This is a genomic window from Streptomyces sp. NPDC050560 (genome assembly GCF_044457285.1).
Taxonomy (GTDB): Bacteria; Actinomycetota; Actinomycetes; order Streptomycetales; family Streptomycetaceae; genus Streptomyces.
Genome location: NZ_JBITGT010000008.1, coordinates 225348 through 243442, shown reverse-complemented (window position 1 = coordinate 243442; position 18095 = coordinate 225348). Strand labels below are relative to the sequence as shown.

Genomic DNA, 18095 nt, shown 5'->3' with positions numbered 1-18095 from the left:
CTCGGGCGCACCTGCTCCATCCATTCTGCGGGATGGCCGACAGGCGCACGGCCGAGACCGATCGCCGGGGCGCGCTACGCACGCTACCCCCTCCCCCCGGGTTGCCGGGAGCGGTGCCCCCGACGCTCCGGGGTTTTTGGGGTGTTTGTTGCGTATGGCGGTGGTTACGAGGGGCCCCGGTACGGGTCGGCGGCGGGCGCGCCGCCCGTGGGGTACGCGGCCGTGGCCCACGGAGGTACCGATTCCGGCAACTTCCGGCAACAGGGGACATCCGAGCCGGGGAGGCACTACTTTCGGCCTCCGGGGGGCACTATGACGGAGTGGCAGTCGACAGGTCCTCGCTGACCGCGAGCGGGTCCGGAGCGGTGCTCCGGGCCGGTCGCGCGGTGGGGCGTGCGCTGCGGCTGCCGTTCACGGGCGTGGGCCGCGGCATCCGCAAGGCGACGCACGCGCACGGCGCGGGCGAGTCGGGCCTCGGCAAGCTGATCGAGGTGCACGCGGTCAACGGCGCGGGCGACGTGATGATCACGGTGGCGCTCGCGTCCACGGTGTTCTTCTCGGTGCCGACGGACGAGGCACGCGGCCGGGTCGCGCTCTACCTCGCCATCACGATGGCGCCCTTCACGCTGCTCGCCCCGGTGATCGGCCCGCTGCTCGACCGGGTCCCGCACGGCCGCCGCGCCGCCATGGCGACCGCGATGCTCGCCAGGGCGCTGCTCGCGCTGCTGCTGTCGGGCGCGGTGGTCACCGGCGGCCTCGAACTGTATCCGGCGGCGCTGTGCGTCCTGGTCGCCTCGAAGGCGTACGGGGTGGTGCGCAGCGCGGTGGTGCCGCGGCTGCTGCCGCCGCGTATCTCGCTGGTGAAGGCGAACTCCCGGGTCACCCTGGGCGGGCTGCTCGCCACCGGGATCGCCGCGCCGATCGGCGCGGGGCTGCACACGGTGGACGCGCGGCTGCCCCTCTACGGCGCCTGTCTGATCTTCATCGGGGGCACGGTGCTGTCGTTCCAGCTCCCGCCGAAGGTGGACTCGGCGAAGGGCGAGGGCAGGGCGCTGCTTGTCGGTGAGGAGCACCGGCCGCACGGGGCGGCGGCCAAGACGGCGAAGGAGCGCAGGCCGGGCCTCAGGACGGTCGGCCCCGGCGTCATCCGCGCCCTCGTCGCGAACGCGGCGCTGCGCTGCCTCTCCGGTTTCCTGATCTTCTTCCTGGCGTTCCTGCTGCGGGAGCACCCGCTGGCCGGGCAGAGCGCCGCGGTCTCGCTCGGCATGGTCGGCGCGGCGGCGGGGGTGGGCAACGCGCTGGGCACGGCGGTCGGCGCGTGGCTGCGGTCGCGCGCCCCCGAGGTGATCATCGTGACGGTGGTGGGCGTGGTGATGGGGATGGCGGTCTGCGCCGCCGTGCTCTTCGGGGCCGCGCTCGTCGCGGTGCTCGCGGCGTTCGCCGGCTGCGGGCAGGCGCTGGCGAAGCTGTCGCTCGACGCGCTGATCCAGCGTGACGTGCCGGAGCGGGTGCGCACGTCGGCGTTCGCGCGCTCCGAGACGCTGCTCCAGATGGCGTGGGTGGTGGGCGGCGCCATCGGTATCGCGCTGCCGCTGAACGGCCCGCTCGGCCTGTTCATCGGCGCCGCGCTCGTGGCCTCCGGCTGGGTGACGACCATACGGGGGTTGTTGGCCGCGGCCCGGCACGGCGAGACGTCCCGTACCCGCCGCGTCGCCTGACACCCGCCACGGGACGCCTTCGAACGCCCGCCGTCGCCTTGCCGAGCCGCCCTCCTGACCTGCGGCGCGCCCGTCCGCCCGGGGCGGCCCCTACGGGCGGCGGCCGTTAGCCTGCGATCATGACCCCCCTGTGCGCGAGCACGCCGCGCTCCCCCCACGTCCGGGTGTCCCGCCGCCGGGCCGCCGCCGCGCTCGGCGCCCTCGGCGCCGGTCTCCTCGCCCTGTCCGGCTGCGACAAGCCGACCCCGGTCGCCACCGTCACCGTCGGAGAGAACTCGGTGCACACGGAGGCCGCCTGCTACGACGACGGCGGGCCGGTGCCCGCCTCGGAACTGCGCGGCTGCCTGCGGGACCGGGACGCCAAGACGATCAAGGTCGACCCCGACGAGATCGTACGGTTCGGCGTCGACCCCGCGATCGCCGACAAGAAGTGGACGATCCTCGTGGGCGGACGCCCCCTCGGGGACCCGAGCGGCAAGACGTACCGTGAGGTGCCGGGCAATGTCTTCTTCGACACCCAGCTCGGTCTGAACGGCAGGAACGCCACGGTGAGCGTCCTGGAGGGCAGCGGCAAGGAGGCGAACGGCCTGTGGTCGTTCCGGTTCGAGAAGGACGGGTAGGCCCCGGCACGGCGACAGCCGCGACGGGAGCGGTGGGCGCGAAGGCCCCCGGTGGGGAGCCGCGTTCGGGGCGTGTCCTGGTGGCCACGGCCGTGCAGGCGGAGCGCGCGGCGGTGGCCGCCGCGTTTTCCGGCGGCGGCACCGAGCACCCGCTGCTGCCCGGGGCGGCCCTGCTGCGGCACGGCCGCTTCGACCTGCTTGCCGCCGGGGTCGGCCCCGCGCGCGCCGCCGCCACCACCGCAGCCGCGCTCACCGCGGGCGCGCTCCGCGGCGCCCCGTACGGGCTCGTGGTCTGCGCGGGCATCGGCGGCGGCTTCGCGCCCGCGGCGCCGCTCGGCTCCGTGGTGGTCGCGGACGCGATCACCGTCGCCGACCTCGGCGCCGACACCGCCGAGGGCTTCGTGCCCATCACCGGGCTCGGCTTCGGCACCGTCACCCACCTGCCGCCGCCCGCGCTCGTACGGGACGCGGCGGGCGCCTGCGGCGCGGCGACCGGCACCGTGCTGACGGTGTCGACGGTCACCGGCACCGCGGCCCGCGCCGCCGAGCTGCGCGGGCGCCATCCGGACGCGCTCGCCGAGGGCATGGAGGGCTTCGGGGTCGCCGAGGCCGTCGCGGCGCACGGCCTCCCCGTCCTTGAGACACGCACCGTCTCCAACGCCGTCGGGCCACGCGACCGCGCGGCCTGGCGCATCGGGGACGCGCTGGCGGCCCTCACCGCGGCCTTCGGCGAACTCGCACCCGTACTGGAAGGTTGGATATCCCATGACGAACGCGTCCCCGGCGGATCAGGGCCAGGCGAGCGCACCCGCTAAGCCTCCGGCTGACGCGCCGCAGCGGCCGCTGCGGATCTCCTTCAGCCCCTGCCCCAACGACACCTTCACCTTCGACGCCTGGGCCCACGGCCGTGTCCCCGGCGCCCCCGCGCTCGACGTGTCCTTCGCCGACATCGACATCACCAACGGCATGGCGGAGCGCGGCGAGTCCGACGTCCTCAAGGTCTCGTACGCGGTGCTGCCGTGGGTGCTCGGCGAGTACGCGCTGCTGCCGTGCGGCGGGGCGCTCGGCAGGGGCTGCGGCCCGCTGGTGCTGACCCGGGAGCCAGGCACCGGCCTCACGGGCGCGACGGTCGCGGTGCCCAGCGAGAAGTCGACCGCGTATCTGCTCTTCAGGCTCTGGGCCGCGGCGACCGTGCCGGGGGGCGTGGGCCGGATCGTGGTGATGCCGTTCGACCGCATCATGCCCGCCGTGCGGGACGGCGAGGTCGACGCCGGGCTCGTCATCCACGAGGCCCGCTTCACCTACCAGGACTACGGGCTGCACAGCCTCGCCGACATGGGCGAGCACTGGGAGTCCACCACGGGCCTGCCGATCCCGCTCGGCGCGATCATCGCGAAGCGCTCGCTCGGCGAGGGGGCGCTGAAGCGGCTCGCCGAGGCCGCCCGCGCCTCCGTCGAGGCGGCGTGGGCCGACCCCGCGGCGGCCAGGCCCTATGTCATGGAGCACGCGCAGGAGATGGACCCGGGCGTCGCCGACCAGCACATCGCCCTGTACGTCAACGACTTCACCGCCGACCTCGGCGAGGAGGGCTACGCGGCGATCAGGGGCCTGCTCGACCGCGCCGCCGCCGAGGGGCTCGTGCCCGCCACCGCGCCCGAGGCACTGGCGTTCCCGTAGAGCGCGCGACCGGGCGCCCGGGATGCTCTCCCCGGCGCCCGGTCGTCCTGGCGCGCCCCTCTCGTCCGTGCCGTTCGCGTGAGCGCGCCCCGTTTCACACGTCCAACTGGTCGGCGACGGCGCGCAGCAGTCCGGCGATTTTCTTGCCCGACGCCTTCTCGGGATAGCGGCCCTTTTCCAGAATCGGCGTGATGCTTTCGAGGAGTGTCGTCAAATCCTGCACGATCGACGCCAGTTCGTCCGGCTTGCGGCGCTGCGCCGCGGCCACCGAGGGCGTCGGGTCCAGCAGGGTCACGGACAGCGCCTGGTCCCCGCGCTGTCCCGCGACCACACCGAATTCGACCCGCTGCCCCGGCTTCAACGCCTCGACGCCGGACGGGAGTACGGAGGAGTGGACGAAGACGTCGCCGCCGTCGTCGCGGGAGAGAAAGCCGAAGCCCTTCTCGCTGTTGAACCACTTGACCTTGCCGGTGGGCACCTGGAGTCCTCGTCCTCGTACATGTCACGCCGCTTTTTCCCGGGGCCCTGGCCGGGGAACCGGAGGGGAAAACGGCTCTGGATAGCAATAGAGCGGGTCGCCCGACCCGCCGTCACCAAGGCTAATCGTCCGGTGACCGATGACAAGACGCCGCCGGACTGTCCCTATGGGCTGGGAACTACCCTGGTCGAGGGCGTGACAAAACCCCGGGTAACGCGGGGATACCCGGGGCGTTCAGGCGGCGCACCGCTGGCGCGTGTGAGGGGAATTCGCGCCCCGGGGGCGCCGCCGGGGCGGCCGACGCATCTCGGGACCACGCACCGCCGGGGCGGCCCACGCGTCTTCGGACCACGCACCGCCGGAGCGCCCGGCGCTTCTCGGGGCAGCCAGCCGCCGCAGGCGGCTAACGCTCCCCGGGGCGCCACTCCTTGAGCCACTCCGGGAAGGCGACGAGGTCGGCCAGGACCACGTGCGCGCCCGCCTCCCGCAGTTCGTCGGCGGCGCAGGGCCCGGTGGCCACCGCCACCGGGACGGCCCCCGCGGCCTGGGCGCCCCGCACGTCCCCGACGTGGTCGCCGACGTAGACCCCGGCGCCCTCGGCGCGCAGCGCGTCGCCCTTGCGCTCCGCCCACAGGTCGCCCGCGAGCACGTCCACGTCGAGGCCGAGGTGGCGCAGGTGCATCTCCGCGTTGGGCCGGTACTTGGCGGTCACGACCATGACCCGGCCGCCCGCCGCGTGGACCGCGTCGATGGCCTCGCGGGCGCCCGGCATCGCCAGCGTGCCCTCGATCGCGTGTGTGGGATAGATCTCACGGTAGAGCGCGGCCATCGCGTCCACCCGCTCCGCGGGAAACCAGTTGATCATTTCCTCGGCGAGCGGGGGGCCGAGCCGGGTGACCGCGAGATCGGCGTCGACAAAGACCCCGGTGGCCTCGGAAAGCGCCTGGTAGGCGGCGCGAATGCCGGGACGCGAGTCAATGAGGGTCATGTCGAGGTCGAAGCCGACCGTCAGTGCGCGCGAGGTCATGGAGTCATTGTGCCCGCCTCGGGAAACACCCGTACGAACGTGACTTAGCATTGCCTTACCAATTGACCGGCGTCCAGAGGAAACACCAAGACCATGCAGGCCAGACGCGCCGTCGCGCTGGTGGCGGCCGCCGTGGCCCTGCTGCTCGCGCTGCTGCTCAGCCTCGCCGTGGGGGCACGCGCCGTGGCGCCGTCCGCGGTGTTCGACGCCTTGCTGCACGGCGGCCACAGCGGCTCCGCCGAGGTCGTCAGGGGCCTCAGGCTGCCCCGTACGCTCGTCGGCCTGATGGTGGGCGCGGCGCTCGCGCTCGCCGGGACCGTCCTCCAGGGCGTCACCCGCAACCCGATCGCCGACCCGGGCATCCTCGGCGTCAGCCAGGGCGCCTCGGTGGGCGTGGTCCTCGTCATCGCCTACGCCGGTATCCACACCCTGACCGGGTACGTCTGGTTCGCCTTCGCGGGCGCGGGGGCCGCCGCGGTCGCGGTGTACGCGGTGGCGGCGAGCGGGCGCGGCGGGGCGACGCCGGTGAAGCTGGCACTCGGCGGCGCCGCGATCAACGCCCTGCTGGTGTCGGTGACCTCGGCGGTGCTGACCACCAAGGCGTCGGCGCTCGACGAGTTCCGGTTCTGGCAGGTGGGCTCGCTGGCCGGCCGCAATGGCGACATCGTGCGCCAGATCTGGCCGTTCCTGCTGGTGGGGGCGGTGCTGGTGGTCTCGGTCGCGCGCGGCCTCGACGCGCTCGCGCTCGGCGAGGATGTCGCGAAGGGCCTCGGGCAGCGGGTGGCCACGGTGCGGATCGTGGGCGGCCTCGGCGCGACGCTGCTGACCGGCGCCGGGGTGGCCGCCGCGGGCCCGATCGCGTTCGTCGGCCTCGCCGTGCCGCACATCGCCCGCGCCGTCGTCGGCGTCGACCACCGCTGGGTGCTGGCGCTTTCCGCGCTGCTCGGCCCGACCATGCTGCTGGTCTCCGACACCGTCGGCCGGGTCGTCTTCCCGCCCAGCGAGATCCCGGCGGGTGTGATGACGGCGCTGATCGGGGTGCCGTTCCTGGTGGTACTGGTGCGCAGGAAGGCGGTCAAGGCGTGAACTCCGCCCTCGACGCGCGCCCCGCGCGCCGCCTCACGCCCGCGGGCCACGGGGTGCTGCGGGCCTACTCCGCGACCTTCCTCTGGCACCGCAGGGCGACCCTGACGGCGGCGGTGCTCGCGGTGCTGCTGGCCGCGGTCTGCCTGCTCTACCTGTGCACGGGCGAGTCGTTCACCCCGCCGGCCGAGGCCGTCAAGGTCGTACTGGGGCGGCCCTCGCCCGACGAACTCGTCGTGGGCACGCTGCGACTGCCGCGGATGACGGTGGGGCTGCTGGTAGGGGCCGCGTTCGGGGTCGCGGGCGCGCTGATCCAGACGGTCGCGCGCAACCCCCTCGCCAGCCCCGACATCATCGGTATCAGCGCGGGCGCGGGCGCGGTCACCGTCGCCGCCCTCACCTTCGGCGTCAGCTCGTACGCCGTGCTGCCGTACCTCTCCGTGGCGGGCGGGGTGCTCGCGGCGCTGCTGGTGTACGCGTTCGCGTGGCGCGGGGGGCTGCACGCGACCCGGTTCGTGCTGATCGGCATCGGCTTCGCCATCGCGCTGCGCTCCGTGACGACGCTGTTCATGACCAAGGGCGACTACCTCGTCGCGCAGCAGGCGCAGATCTGGATGACCGGCTCGCTCAACGGGCGCGGCGGTCCTGAGGCCACACCGCTCGGCTGGGCGCTGCTCGTGCTGCTGCCCGCGGTGGCGTGGGCGGCGCGTGCGCAGCGCACCGTGGGGCTCGACGACGACACCGCGACCGCGCTCGGGGTGCGCCTGGGCCGGGTCCGTACGGGGCTCGTGCTGCTGGGCGTGGTGCTCGCCTCGCTCGCGACGGGCGCCGCGGGCCCGGTGGACTTCGTGGCGCTGCTCGCGCCGCAGATCGCCCGGCGGCTGACCCGTACCGCGCAGATACCGCTGGTGTGCTCGGCGCTGCTCGGCGCCGTGATCGTGGTGGCGGGCGACCTGCTGGCGCGGGAGATCTTCTCGCCCACCGAGCTTCCGGTGGGCGTCCTGACGGCCGCCGTGGGGGCGCCGTACCTGATCTGGCTGATCGTACGAGGCCGGAGTGGAGGCAAGCCGTGACAGCCGTACCTGACACCGTGGGGGACGCGGCGCGGGCCGCCGACGGCGCGGCGGGCGGCAGGCTCGCCGCACGCGGGCTCACGCTCGCGTACGAGGACCGCGCCGTGGTGCACGGCCTCGACCTGGGCGTGCCCGACGGCCGGGTCACCGCGATCGTCGGGCCCAACGCGTGCGGCAAGTCGACGACGCTGCGCGCCCTGGGGCGGCTGCTGCGCCCCAGGGAAGGGGCGGTGCTCCTCGACGGGCGGGAACTGGCGACGGTCCCCACCCGGCGGATCGCGCAGCAGATCGGGCTGCTGCCGCAGACCCCGGTGGCGCCCGAGGCGATCACGGTCGCGGACCTGGTCGCCAGGGGCCGCCAGCCGCACCAGCGGTGGTGGCAGCAGTGGTCGGACGCCGACGAGCGGGCCGTCGCGGAGGCGATGGAGCGCACGGACGTCACGGCGCTCGCCGAGCGCCCGGTGGACGCGCTGTCGGGCGGGCAGCGGCAGCGGGTGTGGATCGCGATGGCACTCGCCCAGGAGACGGAGCTGCTGCTGCTCGACGAGCCCACCACCTATCTGGACATCGCCCACCAGGTGGAGGTGCTCGACCTGGTGCGCCAGCTCAACCACGACCGGGGGCGCACGGTGGTGCTCGTGCTGCACGACCTCAACCAGGCCGCCAGGTACGCGGACCACCTGGTGGCCATGAAGGACGGCCGGATCGCCGCCGAGGGCCCGCCGGGAGAGGTCGTCACGGCGGACCTGGTGCGCGCCGTGTTCGGCCTGGACTGCGTGGTGGTGCCCGACCCGGTGACGGGCTCACCGCTCGTGGTGCCTGGCGCGCCCTGGGCCACGGACGCGGCGGCCGAGGCCCCTGCGACGGACGCTCCTGCGACGGACGCCGGGAAGAGGGGTGCCAGGGCGGGCGGTGCCGGGAAGAGGGGTGCCGGGAAGTCCGGCGCCGCTGCCGACGGGAGGGCATGAAGCGATGCGTCTGCGTTCAGTGGGGGGCGGCGCGCGGACGCGCCGGCGCCGGATGCTCGTCGCGGGGGCGCTCGCACCGCTCGCCGCGCTGCTGCTCGCCGCCTGCGGCGGCTCCGGCGGCTCCGGCAGCTCGGGTGGTTCGGCGTCCGGCGCGGGGGGAGCGGCGGGCGGTACCCACACGGTGCGTACCGCGATGGGGGACGTGAAGGTGCAGGACGCCCCCGAGCGGGTCGTGGTGCTCGACACCGCGGAGCTGGACTCGGCGCTGACGCTGGGGGTGAAGCCGGTCGGCGCCACCCGCGCGGCCGTCGCCTCCGGCTTCCTCGACTACCTGCCGAAGGACGAGGTGGCGGGCATCGAGGACGTCGGCGAGATCGGCAACCCCGACCTGGAGGCCGTCGCCGCGCTCAGACCCGACCTCATCCTCACGAGCAAGATCCGCGACGGCGCCCGCTACCGGCAGCTCTCCGCGATCGCCCCCACCGTGATGACCGAGAACACCGGCTACCCCTGGAAGGCCAACTTCCAGGTGCACGCCGCCGCGCTCGGCAGGAAGCCGCAGGCCGCCAGGGCGGTGACGGCGTACGAGAAGCGCGTGGGGCAGGTGCGCGACGCCCTGGGCGGCGCCTCGGAGGCGGCGGCGGTCTCGGTGAACGTCGTGCGGTTCGTGGAGGGCGCCGACATCCGCGTCTACGGGCGGAAGAACTACCTCGGGACGATCCTCGCCGACGTCGGGCTCGGCCGCCCCGCCGTCGTCGACAAGGCCGCGGACGGCTTCGCGTACGACGTGAGCCCCGAGCGGATCGACCTGGCCGACGCGGACGCGGTCTTCACCTCCACCTACGGCGACCCCGAGAAGTCCGGGGCGAAGCGGACCATGGCGGGCCCGCTGTGGAGGGGCATGGCGGCGTACCGCGCGAAGCGGGTGTTCCCGGTCGACGACGAACTGTGGCTCCAGGGCATCGGCTACACGGCGGCCGGGAAGATCCTCACGGAGCTGCGGCGGGACCTCACCCGGTAGCCTGCGGCGGCGCACCCGGTGGCCTGCAGCGGCGCTCCGGGGCCGCGGGTCAGCCGCCCTGGCCCGCGCTGCCGATCGGGCCGAGCTTCATCGTGGCGCCGTCGCCCGCGACGGGCAGCGAGCCCTGGCCCGGCCAGTCGAGGGTGACCGACTTCGCCTCGCCCGGCGGGGTCACCACGAGCTTGCTGATACGGACACCGGCGCCGCCCTTCTTGCTGAACGGGCATTCGAGGAAGAACGAGATCGGCTTCCCGTCTTCGAGGGTGACCTCGTGGGCCGGCTGGCCCGTGCGCTTCGCGGACACCGCGCCCGCGTTGGTCTTCAGGTCGACACCCGCGAACCCGCGCATCGTGCAGTCGTGGCCGCTCTTGTTGGTCATGGTCACCACGACGACGGCCTCGGGGTCGCCGTCGATGGTGTCGTCCTTCGCCGTGAAGTCAAGACCGTCGGTACGGCACTTGCCGACACCGCCGTCCCCGTCGGAACCGGCCCCGTCGGCGTCCGCACCGCCCGAGCCCGTCCCACCGGAGGCCGTTCCCCCGGAGTCCGTCCCTCCGGAACCGCCGTCGGAGTCCGCACCGCCCGCGCCCTTCCCGGCGGAGTCACCTCCCGTGGAGTCCTTGCCGTCGCCCTGGTCGGAGCCGCCGGACTCCGAACTGCCGGACGGGGAGGGCGCGGTGGACTCGGACGGCGCGCCGGAACCGGACGACGCGGCGTCGTCTCCCCCGCCGTCGTCGTCACCGCCGCCACAGGCCCCGAGTGACAGGCTCGCGACAATGGCAAGGGTGGCGAAGGTGAGCTTGCGAACGCGCATCGTCTGCTCCTCTGATCGGTCGGCGGCGGCGGCGAGTGCCACGGCCGCCGCGACCGGCGGAGCACGGTTTCCCGCGCGCCCCCACCCCGTCCTTCGATGCCGTGATTACCCACGCGTCGCCAAACGTGCCCCGCATCGCCGGAAGCTAACGGCCGCCGCGGTCCTGGAGCAAAGATCGTCCCCCGCCGCCGGTACACACCGCCGCCACCGGCGGCTGCCGCGGGAGAGGGCGGGCAATTTCGGCCCCTCGGAGATTCCCCGGGACCGGCACACACGCGGGCGGCGCGGCCCGCCCCGTACACGTACACATGCACGTACACATACGGGAGCGGACCGCGCCGCCCGTGGAACAACCGGCCGCCGGGGGCCTGACCCGCCTGCCCCCGCCGACCGCCCTCGGGTGCCGGCTCGGGCGCCTACTCGGAGACGGGCTCGGCGGCCTTGGCCAGGAGTTCGTCCACGAGCAGGAGGACGTTCTTCTCCTGCTGCTCGGCGGGCCTGAAGGTGGTGGCCTCCTCGAAGTCGTCCTTGAAGGCCAGCTCCACGGCCGCCTCCACATGCCGGACGCCGAGCACGCTCAGCACGTCGCGCAGGTGCCCGGCGGCGCCGCGGCCCGCGTTCCAGCCGTAGCTGACGTAGGCGGTGGGCTTGCCGCCCCACTCGGCGCCGAGGAAGTCGACGGCGGTCTTCAGGACGCCGGGGATCGAGCCGTTGTACTCGGGGGTGACGAAGACGTACGCGTCGTAGGCGCCGATCTTCTCGGACCACGCCTTCGTGTGCGGCCGGGTGTACTGGCCGGAGCGGGCCGGGGCGGGCTCGTCGAGGTGCGGAAGGTCGAAGTCGGCGATGTCCACGACGTCGAAGGTCGCGGAGTCACGGCGGGCCGCGATCTCCTGGACCCAGCGCGCCACGGTCTCCGCCTTGCGTCCAGGGCGGGTGGTGCCGACGATGATCGCCACCTTGGCGGCGCCGGACGCGGTCTGGGACTCGGCGGTATCCGACACGGGTGCTGCCTTTCGTAAGGGCCGGGCGACAGGCACGATCGCTCGACATGAAGTATTTTGCGTTTCAAATATATCAGCCCGGCCGTGCCGGGACGGGGCCGCCCCGGCCCGCCCCACGGACCGCCGAGGGGCGCCCGACCAGGGCTTTCACCCTCACGAGCGCCCCTGGGGGCCGGGCTACTTGACCCAGCCCACCGTGGTGTAATCCGGGTCACCCAGGCCCCAGGCCCCGTAGTTCGCGAGGCCCTTGCGCACGGCCTGGATCTGCGGGCGCTGGTACAGCTCGATGGAGTGGCCCTCCGCCCAGATCTGCTCGTCCGCCTGGTTGTAGAGGTCGCGCGCCTTCGCGGCGTCGGTCTCCCGCCCGGCCCTGGCCAGCAGGTCGTTGATCTCCGGGGTGCTGACCCGGCCGAAGTTCAGATACGTCTGCTTGGCCGTCGGCTGCTGGAACGTGGAGAAGAGCTGCGAGGGGAACGGGTAGTCGACGTTGCGGAAGCTGGTCAGGTCGAAGTTGCCGCGGTTGACGTACTTGGTGAAGAAGTCCGGGTCGGGCACCTTCTGGATGCGGACCTTGATGCCGACCTGGCCGAGCTGCTGCTGCACGATCTGGGCCTGGTCCACCGAGGCCGAGCTGCTGCCCGCGCTGATGGTGTAGTCGAGCGTCAGCGACTTGCCGCCCTTGGTGCGCGGCTTGTCGGGGCCGTTGTCCTTCCAGCCCGCCCCGTCGAGCAGCTTCTTCGCGGCGTCCGGGTCGTACTTCCCCCACTTGCCCGCGTTGTCCTCGTAGCCCTGCTGGTTGGGCATGAAGAAGTGGTTGTCCAGCGTCTTCACCGGGAACGGCAGGTCCTTGGCGAACGCGGTGACGATGCCCTTGCGGTCGGTCGCCAGCGTCACCGCCTGCCGCAGCGCGAGGTCGGAGAGCGGGCCCCTGGTGCCCAGCGTGATGTGCACCTCGTCCCAGCGCGCCCCGGTCCTGATGTCGGTTCCGGCGTCCTTGACCAGGCGCTTGTAGTCCTCGGGGAGGATCGCGGGCGCCAGGTCGATCTCCTTGTTCAGATACGCCTCGGTGTCCGCCTGCTGGCTCAGGGCGCGCCAGGTGATGGTGTCGAGGCGGGGCTTGTCGCCCCACCAGTTCGGGTCGGGCTCGGTCGTGACCGTCTGTGCCGTCTTGTCGATGCTCTTGATCTTCCAGGCGGCGGCGGTGACCGGGATCTTCTGTATCCAGCCCTTGTTGAACTTGTCGGGGGTGTCGATCTCGTCGGCGGGCAGCAGGGTGCGGAAGAGCCGGGGCCAGTCCGCGTAGGGGGTCTTGAAGACGACCTTCGCCTCCTGGTCGTCCGCGCCGCGCTGCACCTTCGCGATCTGGTCGTAGCCGCTGGTGTCGGCGACGAGGTAGTCGTCGTCCCGGCCGCTGAGCGCCTGCGCGAGGGCCGCGAAGTCCTTGTAGCCGAGCTGTTTGCCGTTGGACCACTTGGCCTTCGGGTTGAGCTTGTACGTGACCGTCTGCGGACTGTTCGAGGTCACCTTCGCCGACAGCAGATAGTCGGGGTCCGGGTGCGGGACGCCCTTGGCGTCCTTCGGCATCAGGACGGGCTCCACCTGCTCAAGGATCGCCGAGGCGTCACCGTCGGTGCCGTCCGCCTGATACGAGTTGTACTGGATGATCCACTTCTGGATCGACAGGTTGAAGGTGCCGCCCTGCTTGAGGTCCGAGGCCGGGTGGGCGTTCACGCCCTGCGCGCCCACGGCGGGTGGCGCCGAACTCTTCTTCCCGCCGCCGTCCCCGTCGTCCGAGCCGCCGCACGCCGCGAGCAGCAGTGCGAGGGAGACCGCCGACGCGGTGACGGCCGTCGACCTGACGGGTCCGAAGGCTCTGGGCATGAAGTGGTTCCTCCGCGTTCGGCAGGGATCTCGGTGCGGGTACGGGCACGGGTCGCGTGCCGGTACGGCGGTGTACGGGCCGGGCTCCGTGCCGGCTTTCGCATGGCCCCCGTCCGCGGCGCATCCCCACGGCGATCCTGCGGCGGATCTCCGCGGCGTTCTTTACGACAGGGCCCACGGCCGCGAGGCTAGACGCAAGAGCCGGGCGGCGTAAGCGCTTTCACACCATGTACGTACTCTTGTCGTACTGCTGCAACACTCGACGACGAAGATCGAGAGGGAAGCGCTTCACCGGCGACCAGGCAGGAGCCCCCGCAACCCACCGGGGGAGCAGGACACGCTCGCCGATCCGACCCCCGGCGAGGCTGGAAAGGAGCGGTCGCCGTGACGGCCCATCTGGCCAGGAGGCTGGGGTACTACGCCGTGCTCCTCGTGGTGGCGGTCTGCCTCTCCTACCTCCTCGCCGCCACCGCCCTCGATCCGCGCGCCTACTTCGAGGGCCGCCGCCCGCCCCCGGCACCTGAGGTGATGCACGCCCAACTGACCGCGCTCGGGCTCGACGACGCGAAGCCGCTTCCGGCGCGGCTGTGGCGCTGGGTCACCCACGCGGTCACCGGGGACCTGGGGCGGACCATCGACGGCTCCTCGGTCGGCGCGGAACTCGGCCGCCGGATCGGGGTGAGCCTGCGGCTGCTGATCGCGGGCACGGTGCTCGGCACCGTCTTCGGCATCCTGGCGGGCGCGTGGACCGCGGTGCGGCAGTACCGGGTGTCGGACCGCACCGTCACGGTCGTCTCGTTCGTGCTGCTGTCCGTCCCCACCTTCCTGCTCGCGGTGCTGCTGAAGATCGGCGCCATCAAGCTGAACGCGGCCCTGGGCACCGACCTCATCCAGTTCACCGGCGAGAAGGACCCCGACCTGCACGCCGGGGTCCTCGGCACGCTGCGCGACCGCGGGGTGCACCTGCTGCTGCCCACGCTCTCCATGGGCCTGGTCACCGCCGCCTCGTACAGCCGCTACCAGCGCAACACGATGCTCGACGTGCTCGGCGCCGACTATCTGCGCACCGCGCGCGCCAAGGGGCTCAGCCGGCGCAGGACGCTGCTCAGACACGGGCTGCGCACGGCGTTGATCCCGATGGCGGCGTACTTCTCGTACGGGTTCCTCGCGCTGTTCACCGGGGCGACCTTCACCGAGATCATCTTCGGCTGGCACGGGATGGGGGAATGGCTGGTGGAGTCGATCGCCAAGAACGACGTGAACTCGGTCGTCGCGGTCTCCATGTTCGCGGCCGTGGTCGTGCTGCTCTCCGGGTTCCTCTCCGACATCCTGCACGCGGCGCTCGACCCGCGGGTGCGGACGTGAGGGGCCCGGTGGGGACGGGAACGAGGGGCTGGGTCCATGAGTGCTGAGACGTTCACGGCCGCGGCGGAACTCGCCGACGCCACCGCGCCCGGCGGGGGCGGCCCCGGTCCCGTGGAGCCGCCGCTGCCGGGGCGCGGGCGGGTGGTGCTGCGCCGGTTCGCGGCCAGGCGCGGGGCGCTCGCCGGGGCGGGCGTGGTGGTGCTGCTGTTCCTGCTGGCGTTCGTGGGACCGCACCTCACCTCCTGGTCGTATACGGACATCGACTACACGGCGCTGCGTGAACCGCCCAGCTCGAACCACTGGTTCGGCACCAACCGCATCGGCCAGGACGTGTTCGCGCAGACCGTGCGCGGCCTCCAGAAGTCGCTGCTCGTGGGGCTGCTCGTGGGGACCGTCTCGACGGCGGTGGCGGCCGTGGTCGGCGCCTGCGCGGGCTACTTCGGCGGCTGGACCGACCGGGGCCTGATGTTCCTTGTCGACCTGCTGCTGGTGTTCCCCAGCTTCCTGGTCATCGCCATCCTCGCGCCCCGGCTGAAGGGCGCGGGCTGGCTCGCCTTCGTGGGCCTGCTGGCGCTGTTCGCCTGGATGATCACGTCACGGGTGGTGCGGTCCATGACGGTCTCGCTGCGCGACCGCGAGTTCGTGCGCGCCGCCCGCTTCATGGGCGTACGGCCGGTACGGATCATCACCCGGCACATCCTGCCCAATGTCGCCTCGTTCCTGATCATCGACGCCACCCTCACGGTCGGCGGCGCGGTGATGAGCGAGACGGCGCTCTCGTACTTCGGCTTCGGCATCCAGTCCCCCGACGTGTCGCTCGGCACCCTGATCTCCGACTACACGGGGGCCGCGGTCACGTACCCCTGGATGTTCTTCTTCGCGGCGGGGCTGCTCGTGGTGTTCGTACTGGCGGTGAACCTGATCGGGGACGGGCTGCGGGACGCCTTCGACCCCACGGCGACGGGCCCCGGCAGGCGGCGGCGCGGCAGCCGCGGGGCCCGCCGTGGGACGGGCGGCGCGGAGTCCGCCGGTGCGGGACGGGCCGCGGCCCCCGAAGGGACGCCGTCATGAACCCCCTGCTCAGCGTGCGCGACCTCGCCGTCGACTTCGGCGGGACCGCCGCCGTGCGCGGCGTCGACCTCGACCTCGCGCGCGGCGAGGTCCTCGGCATCGTCGGGGAGTCGGGCTCCGGCAAGTCCGCGGCGCTGCTCGCGCTGCTCGGCCTGCTGCCCAGGTCCGCGCGGGTGCGCGGCTCCATACGGCTGGACGGCGCCGAACTCGTCGGCGCGGGCGACCGGGTGCTCGACCGGGTGCGCGGCAACCGCGTCGCCATGGTCTTCCAGGACCCGCTGTCCGCGTTCACCCCCGTCTACCGGATCGGGGAGCAGCTCGCCGAGGCCGTCCGCGCCCACCAGGACGTCTCGCGCGAGAAGGCGGCGGAGCGGGCCGTGGAACTGCTCGACCTCGTCGGCATCCCCGAGCCGCGGCTGCGCGCGGCCGCCTTCCCGCACGAGTTCTCCGGCGGCATGCGGCAGCGCGCGATGATCGCCATGGCGATGGCCAACGACCCCGATGTGATCCTCGCCGACGAGCCCACCACCGCGCTCGATGTCACCGTGCAGGCCCAGATCCTCGGCGTGCTGCGGACCGCGCAGCGGGCGACCGGGGCCGCGATGGTCCTCGTCAGCCATGACCTGGGGGTGATCGCGGGGAACGCGGACCGGGTGGCGGTGATGTACGCGGGGCGGATCGTGGAGAGCGCCCCGGTGGACGAGTTGTTCGCGCGGCCCCGGATGCCGTACTCGCTGGGGCTCATCGGCGCGGTGCCGCGGCTGGACGCGGCGGGCGGCCCCCTGGTCCCGATCCCCGGCAGCCCGCCTTCCGGCGGCGCCCTGCCCCCCGGCTGCCCCTTCGCACCGCGCTGCCCCCTGGCCGACGACACCTGCCGCACGGCCGAACCACCACTCACAGGCCCCGCCGGCCATCTGGCGGCCTGCGTCCATACGGACCTGGTGGCGGGGCGCGCGGCGGGGGAGGTGTTCACGACGGCGGAGGTACTTGAGGCGCGGGACGCGCCGAAGGGGCCGGGGGCGGCGGGGGCTTCGGAGGTGCCGGGGGCCGAACCCGGGGCTGATGCCGAGGCGGCCGGGACCGAAGCCGGGGCTGACCTGGCCGGGACCGGAACCGGGTCGGAAGCCGACGCCGACGCGGCCGGAACCGGAACCGGAACCGGGACTGGGACTGGAACCGACGCCGACGCCGCCGGAAGCGGAGCCGGGGCCACCGCCCCCGTGCCCCCCGCCCGCCGGGCTCCCGAGGCGGCCCCCGCCGCCCCCGCCCCCGTACTGCGCGTCCGTGACCTGGGCAAGACCTTCCCCCTCTACCGGGGTTCGCTCTTCCGTCGCAGGACCGGCAGTGTCTACGCCGTGGACGGCGTGGAGTTGGACATCTCCGCCGGGCAGACCCTGGGCCTGGTCGGCGAGTCGGGGTCGGGGAAGTCGACCACCCTCTTCGAGATCCTGGGCATGCGCGCCCCGGAGCGCGGCACCATCGAGCTGTTCGGGCGCGATGTCGCGGGGCTCGACAGGCGGGCGGCGCGTGCGCAGCGCTCCGAGGTGCAGATCGTGTTCCAGGACCCGATGGCGAGCCTCGACCCCAGGCTGCCGGTGCACGACATCGTGGCCGAGCCGCTGCTCGCCCAGGGCACGCCCCGCGGCCTTGCCGCCCGCAAGGTCCCGGAACTGCTGGAGTTGGTCGGCCTCTCGCCCGGCCACGCGGGCCGCTTCCCGCACGAGTTCTCCGGCGGCCAGCGCCAGCGCATCGGCATCGCGCGGGCGCTGTCCGTGGACCCGAGGCTGCTGGTGCTCGACGAGCCGGTCTCCGCGCTCGACGTCTCCATCCAGGCCGGCATCCTCGAACTGCTGCGGCGCATCAAGGCGGATCTTGGGCTCGCGTACCTCTTCGTCTCCCACGACCTGTCGGTGATCAGGCACGTCGCCGACACCGTCAGCGTCATGTACCTGGGCGCGACGGTCGAGACGGGCCCGGTGGACCGGGTCTTCGAGGGCCCCAGGCACCCGTACACCCAGGCCCTGCTCTCCGCCGTGCCGCTGCCCGACCCGCCGCGCGAGCGGGCCAGGGCGCGGCTGCTGCTGCCCGGCGACCCGCCGAGCCCCACCCGCCGCCACACCGGCTGCCGCTTCCGCGACCGCTGCCCCCTGTACGCCGCCCTCCCCGCCCCCGACCGCACCCCCTGCGAGACCGACCCCCCGCCCCTCACCGACCAGGGCCACGGCCAGCACACCGCCTGCCACTTCGCAAGGACACGCGAGGTGGTGTGACCAGGACCCGGCCTGTGGTCGGCTG

General features: G+C 73.4%; 16 protein-coding genes. 11 read left to right on the top strand and 5 right to left on the bottom strand.

The features are described 5' to 3' along the window. Nucleotides 1-320: 320 nt before the first annotated feature. From ACIBIW_RS20410 to ACIBIW_RS20395, 4 genes are all read left to right on the top strand, one after another. Complete coding sequence (locus tag ACIBIW_RS20410) at nt 321-1718, top strand: MFS transporter (protein WP_399338050.1); 1398 nt, start codon at nt 321-323, stop codon at nt 1716-1718. 119 nt (nt 1719-1837) lie between these two features. Then, a complete protein-coding gene (locus ACIBIW_RS20405) occupies nt 1838-2338 on the top strand; it encodes a DUF2771 domain-containing protein (protein ID WP_399338048.1) in 501 nt (166 codons plus the stop codon). 80 nt (nt 2339-2418) lie between these two features. Beyond that, on the top strand, nt 2419-3153 hold the full coding sequence (locus ACIBIW_RS20400) for a futalosine hydrolase (RefSeq protein WP_399338046.1): 735 nt from the start codon (nt 2419-2421) through the stop codon (nt 3151-3153). Then, complete coding sequence (locus ACIBIW_RS20395) at nt 3104-4015, top strand: 1,4-dihydroxy-6-naphthoate synthase (RefSeq protein WP_399338044.1); 912 nt, start codon at nt 3104-3106, stop codon at nt 4013-4015. The genes ACIBIW_RS20400 and ACIBIW_RS20395 overlap by 50 nt, the downstream gene beginning before the upstream one ends. Before the next feature lie 94 nt (nt 4016-4109). On the opposite strand, the gene ACIBIW_RS20390 is transcribed toward ACIBIW_RS20395, so the two are convergent. Both ACIBIW_RS20390 and ACIBIW_RS20385 read right to left on the bottom strand, forming a co-directional pair. Beyond that, nucleotides 4110-4493, bottom strand: a complete 384-nt coding sequence (locus ACIBIW_RS20390) for a cold-shock protein (protein WP_399338042.1) — start codon at nt 4491-4493, stop codon at nt 4110-4112. A gap of 403 nt (nt 4494-4896) precedes the next feature. Beyond that, nucleotides 4897-5520: an HAD family hydrolase gene (locus ACIBIW_RS20385; RefSeq protein WP_399338040.1), complete on the bottom strand. Its 624-nt coding sequence runs from the start codon at nt 5518-5520 to the stop codon at nt 4897-4899. A gap of 93 nt (nt 5521-5613) precedes the next feature. Between ACIBIW_RS20385 and ACIBIW_RS20380 the strand changes: the two genes are divergently transcribed. Genes ACIBIW_RS20380 through ACIBIW_RS20365 form a run of 4 tightly spaced genes read left to right on the top strand, consistent with a single transcriptional unit; the run spans nt 5614 to nt 9665 of the window. Then, complete coding sequence (locus ACIBIW_RS20380) at nt 5614-6606, top strand: FecCD family ABC transporter permease (protein WP_399338038.1); 993 nt, start codon at nt 5614-5616, stop codon at nt 6604-6606. After that, nucleotides 6603-7676, top strand: coding sequence for a FecCD family ABC transporter permease (locus ACIBIW_RS20375; protein WP_399338036.1), 1074 nt, complete (start codon nt 6603-6605; stop codon nt 7674-7676). Before ACIBIW_RS20380 ends, ACIBIW_RS20375 begins: the two co-directional genes overlap by 4 nt. Before the next feature lie 17 nt (nt 7677-7693). Beyond that, nucleotides 7694-8644 (top strand): ABC transporter ATP-binding protein, encoded by a 951-nt coding sequence (locus tag ACIBIW_RS20370; RefSeq protein WP_399338393.1) that lies wholly within the window; start codon nt 7694-7696, stop codon nt 8642-8644. 4 nt (nt 8645-8648) lie between these two features. After that, nucleotides 8649-9665 (top strand): ABC transporter substrate-binding protein, encoded by a 1017-nt coding sequence (locus ACIBIW_RS20365; protein WP_399338034.1) that lies wholly within the window; start codon nt 8649-8651, stop codon nt 9663-9665. A 49-nt stretch (nt 9666-9714) separates the two neighbouring features. Here the strand turns inward: ACIBIW_RS20365 and ACIBIW_RS20360 are convergent, their stop codons facing one another. The 3 genes from ACIBIW_RS20360 to ACIBIW_RS20350 all read right to left on the bottom strand — a co-directional run bounded on the left by ACIBIW_RS20360 (nt 9715) and on the right by ACIBIW_RS20350 (nt 13364). Then, on the bottom strand, nt 9715-10479 hold the full coding sequence (locus ACIBIW_RS20360; RefSeq protein WP_399338032.1) for a DUF4232 domain-containing protein: 765 nt from the start codon (nt 10477-10479) through the stop codon (nt 9715-9717). A 416-nt stretch (nt 10480-10895) separates the two neighbouring features. Then, entirely contained in the window at nt 10896-11483 is a 588-nt protein-coding gene (locus tag ACIBIW_RS20355; RefSeq protein ID WP_399338030.1) for an NADPH-dependent FMN reductase, read from the bottom strand. A gap of 177 nt (nt 11484-11660) precedes the next feature. Then, nucleotides 11661-13364: an ABC transporter family substrate-binding protein gene (locus tag ACIBIW_RS20350; protein WP_399338028.1), complete on the bottom strand. Its 1704-nt coding sequence runs from the start codon at nt 13362-13364 to the stop codon at nt 11661-11663. 384 nt (nt 13365-13748) lie between these two features. On the opposite strand from ACIBIW_RS20350, the gene ACIBIW_RS20345 reads away from it, so the two are divergent. From ACIBIW_RS20345 to ACIBIW_RS20335, 3 genes are read left to right on the top strand one after another with little or no spacing between them, the layout of a single operon-like run. Continuing rightward, on the top strand, nt 13749-14729 hold the full coding sequence (locus ACIBIW_RS20345) for an ABC transporter permease (protein ID WP_399338026.1): 981 nt from the start codon (nt 13749-13751) through the stop codon (nt 14727-14729). A gap of 36 nt (nt 14730-14765) precedes the next feature. Then, nucleotides 14766-15800, top strand: coding sequence for an ABC transporter permease (locus tag ACIBIW_RS20340; RefSeq protein ID WP_399338024.1), 1035 nt, complete (start codon nt 14766-14768; stop codon nt 15798-15800). After that, nucleotides 15797-18070: a dipeptide ABC transporter ATP-binding protein gene (locus ACIBIW_RS20335; protein WP_399338022.1), complete on the top strand. Its 2274-nt coding sequence runs from the start codon at nt 15797-15799 to the stop codon at nt 18068-18070. Before ACIBIW_RS20340 ends, ACIBIW_RS20335 begins: the two co-directional genes overlap by 4 nt. The last annotated feature ends 25 nt before the right edge of the window (nt 18071-18095 follow it).

Bases quoted from the DNA above. Each gene is read 5' to 3' on its own strand.
- ACIBIW_RS20405 (WP_399338048.1), top strand. From the start codon at position 1,838: ATGACCCCCCTGTGCGCGAGCACGCCGCGCTCCCCCCACGTCCGGGTG.
- ACIBIW_RS20395 (WP_399338044.1), top strand. From the start codon at position 3,104: ATGACGAACGCGTCCCCGGCGGATCAGGGCCAGGCGAGCGCACCCGCT.
- ACIBIW_RS20385 (WP_399338040.1), bottom strand. From the start codon at position 5,520: ATGACCTCGCGCGCACTGACGGTCGGCTTCGACCTCGACATGACCCTC.
- ACIBIW_RS20380 (WP_399338038.1), top strand. From the start codon at position 5,614: ATGCAGGCCAGACGCGCCGTCGCGCTGGTGGCGGCCGCCGTGGCCCTG.
- ACIBIW_RS20365 (WP_399338034.1), top strand. From the start codon at position 8,649: ATGCGTCTGCGTTCAGTGGGGGGCGGCGCGCGGACGCGCCGGCGCCGG.
- ACIBIW_RS20360 (WP_399338032.1), bottom strand. From the start codon at position 10,479: ATGCGCGTTCGCAAGCTCACCTTCGCCACCCTTGCCATTGTCGCGAGC.
- ACIBIW_RS20350 (WP_399338028.1), bottom strand. From the start codon at position 13,364: ATGCCCAGAGCCTTCGGACCCGTCAGGTCGACGGCCGTCACCGCGTCG.
- ACIBIW_RS20340 (WP_399338024.1), top strand. From the start codon at position 14,766: ATGAGTGCTGAGACGTTCACGGCCGCGGCGGAACTCGCCGACGCCACC.
- ACIBIW_RS20335 (WP_399338022.1), top strand. From the start codon at position 15,797: ATGAACCCCCTGCTCAGCGTGCGCGACCTCGCCGTCGACTTCGGCGGG.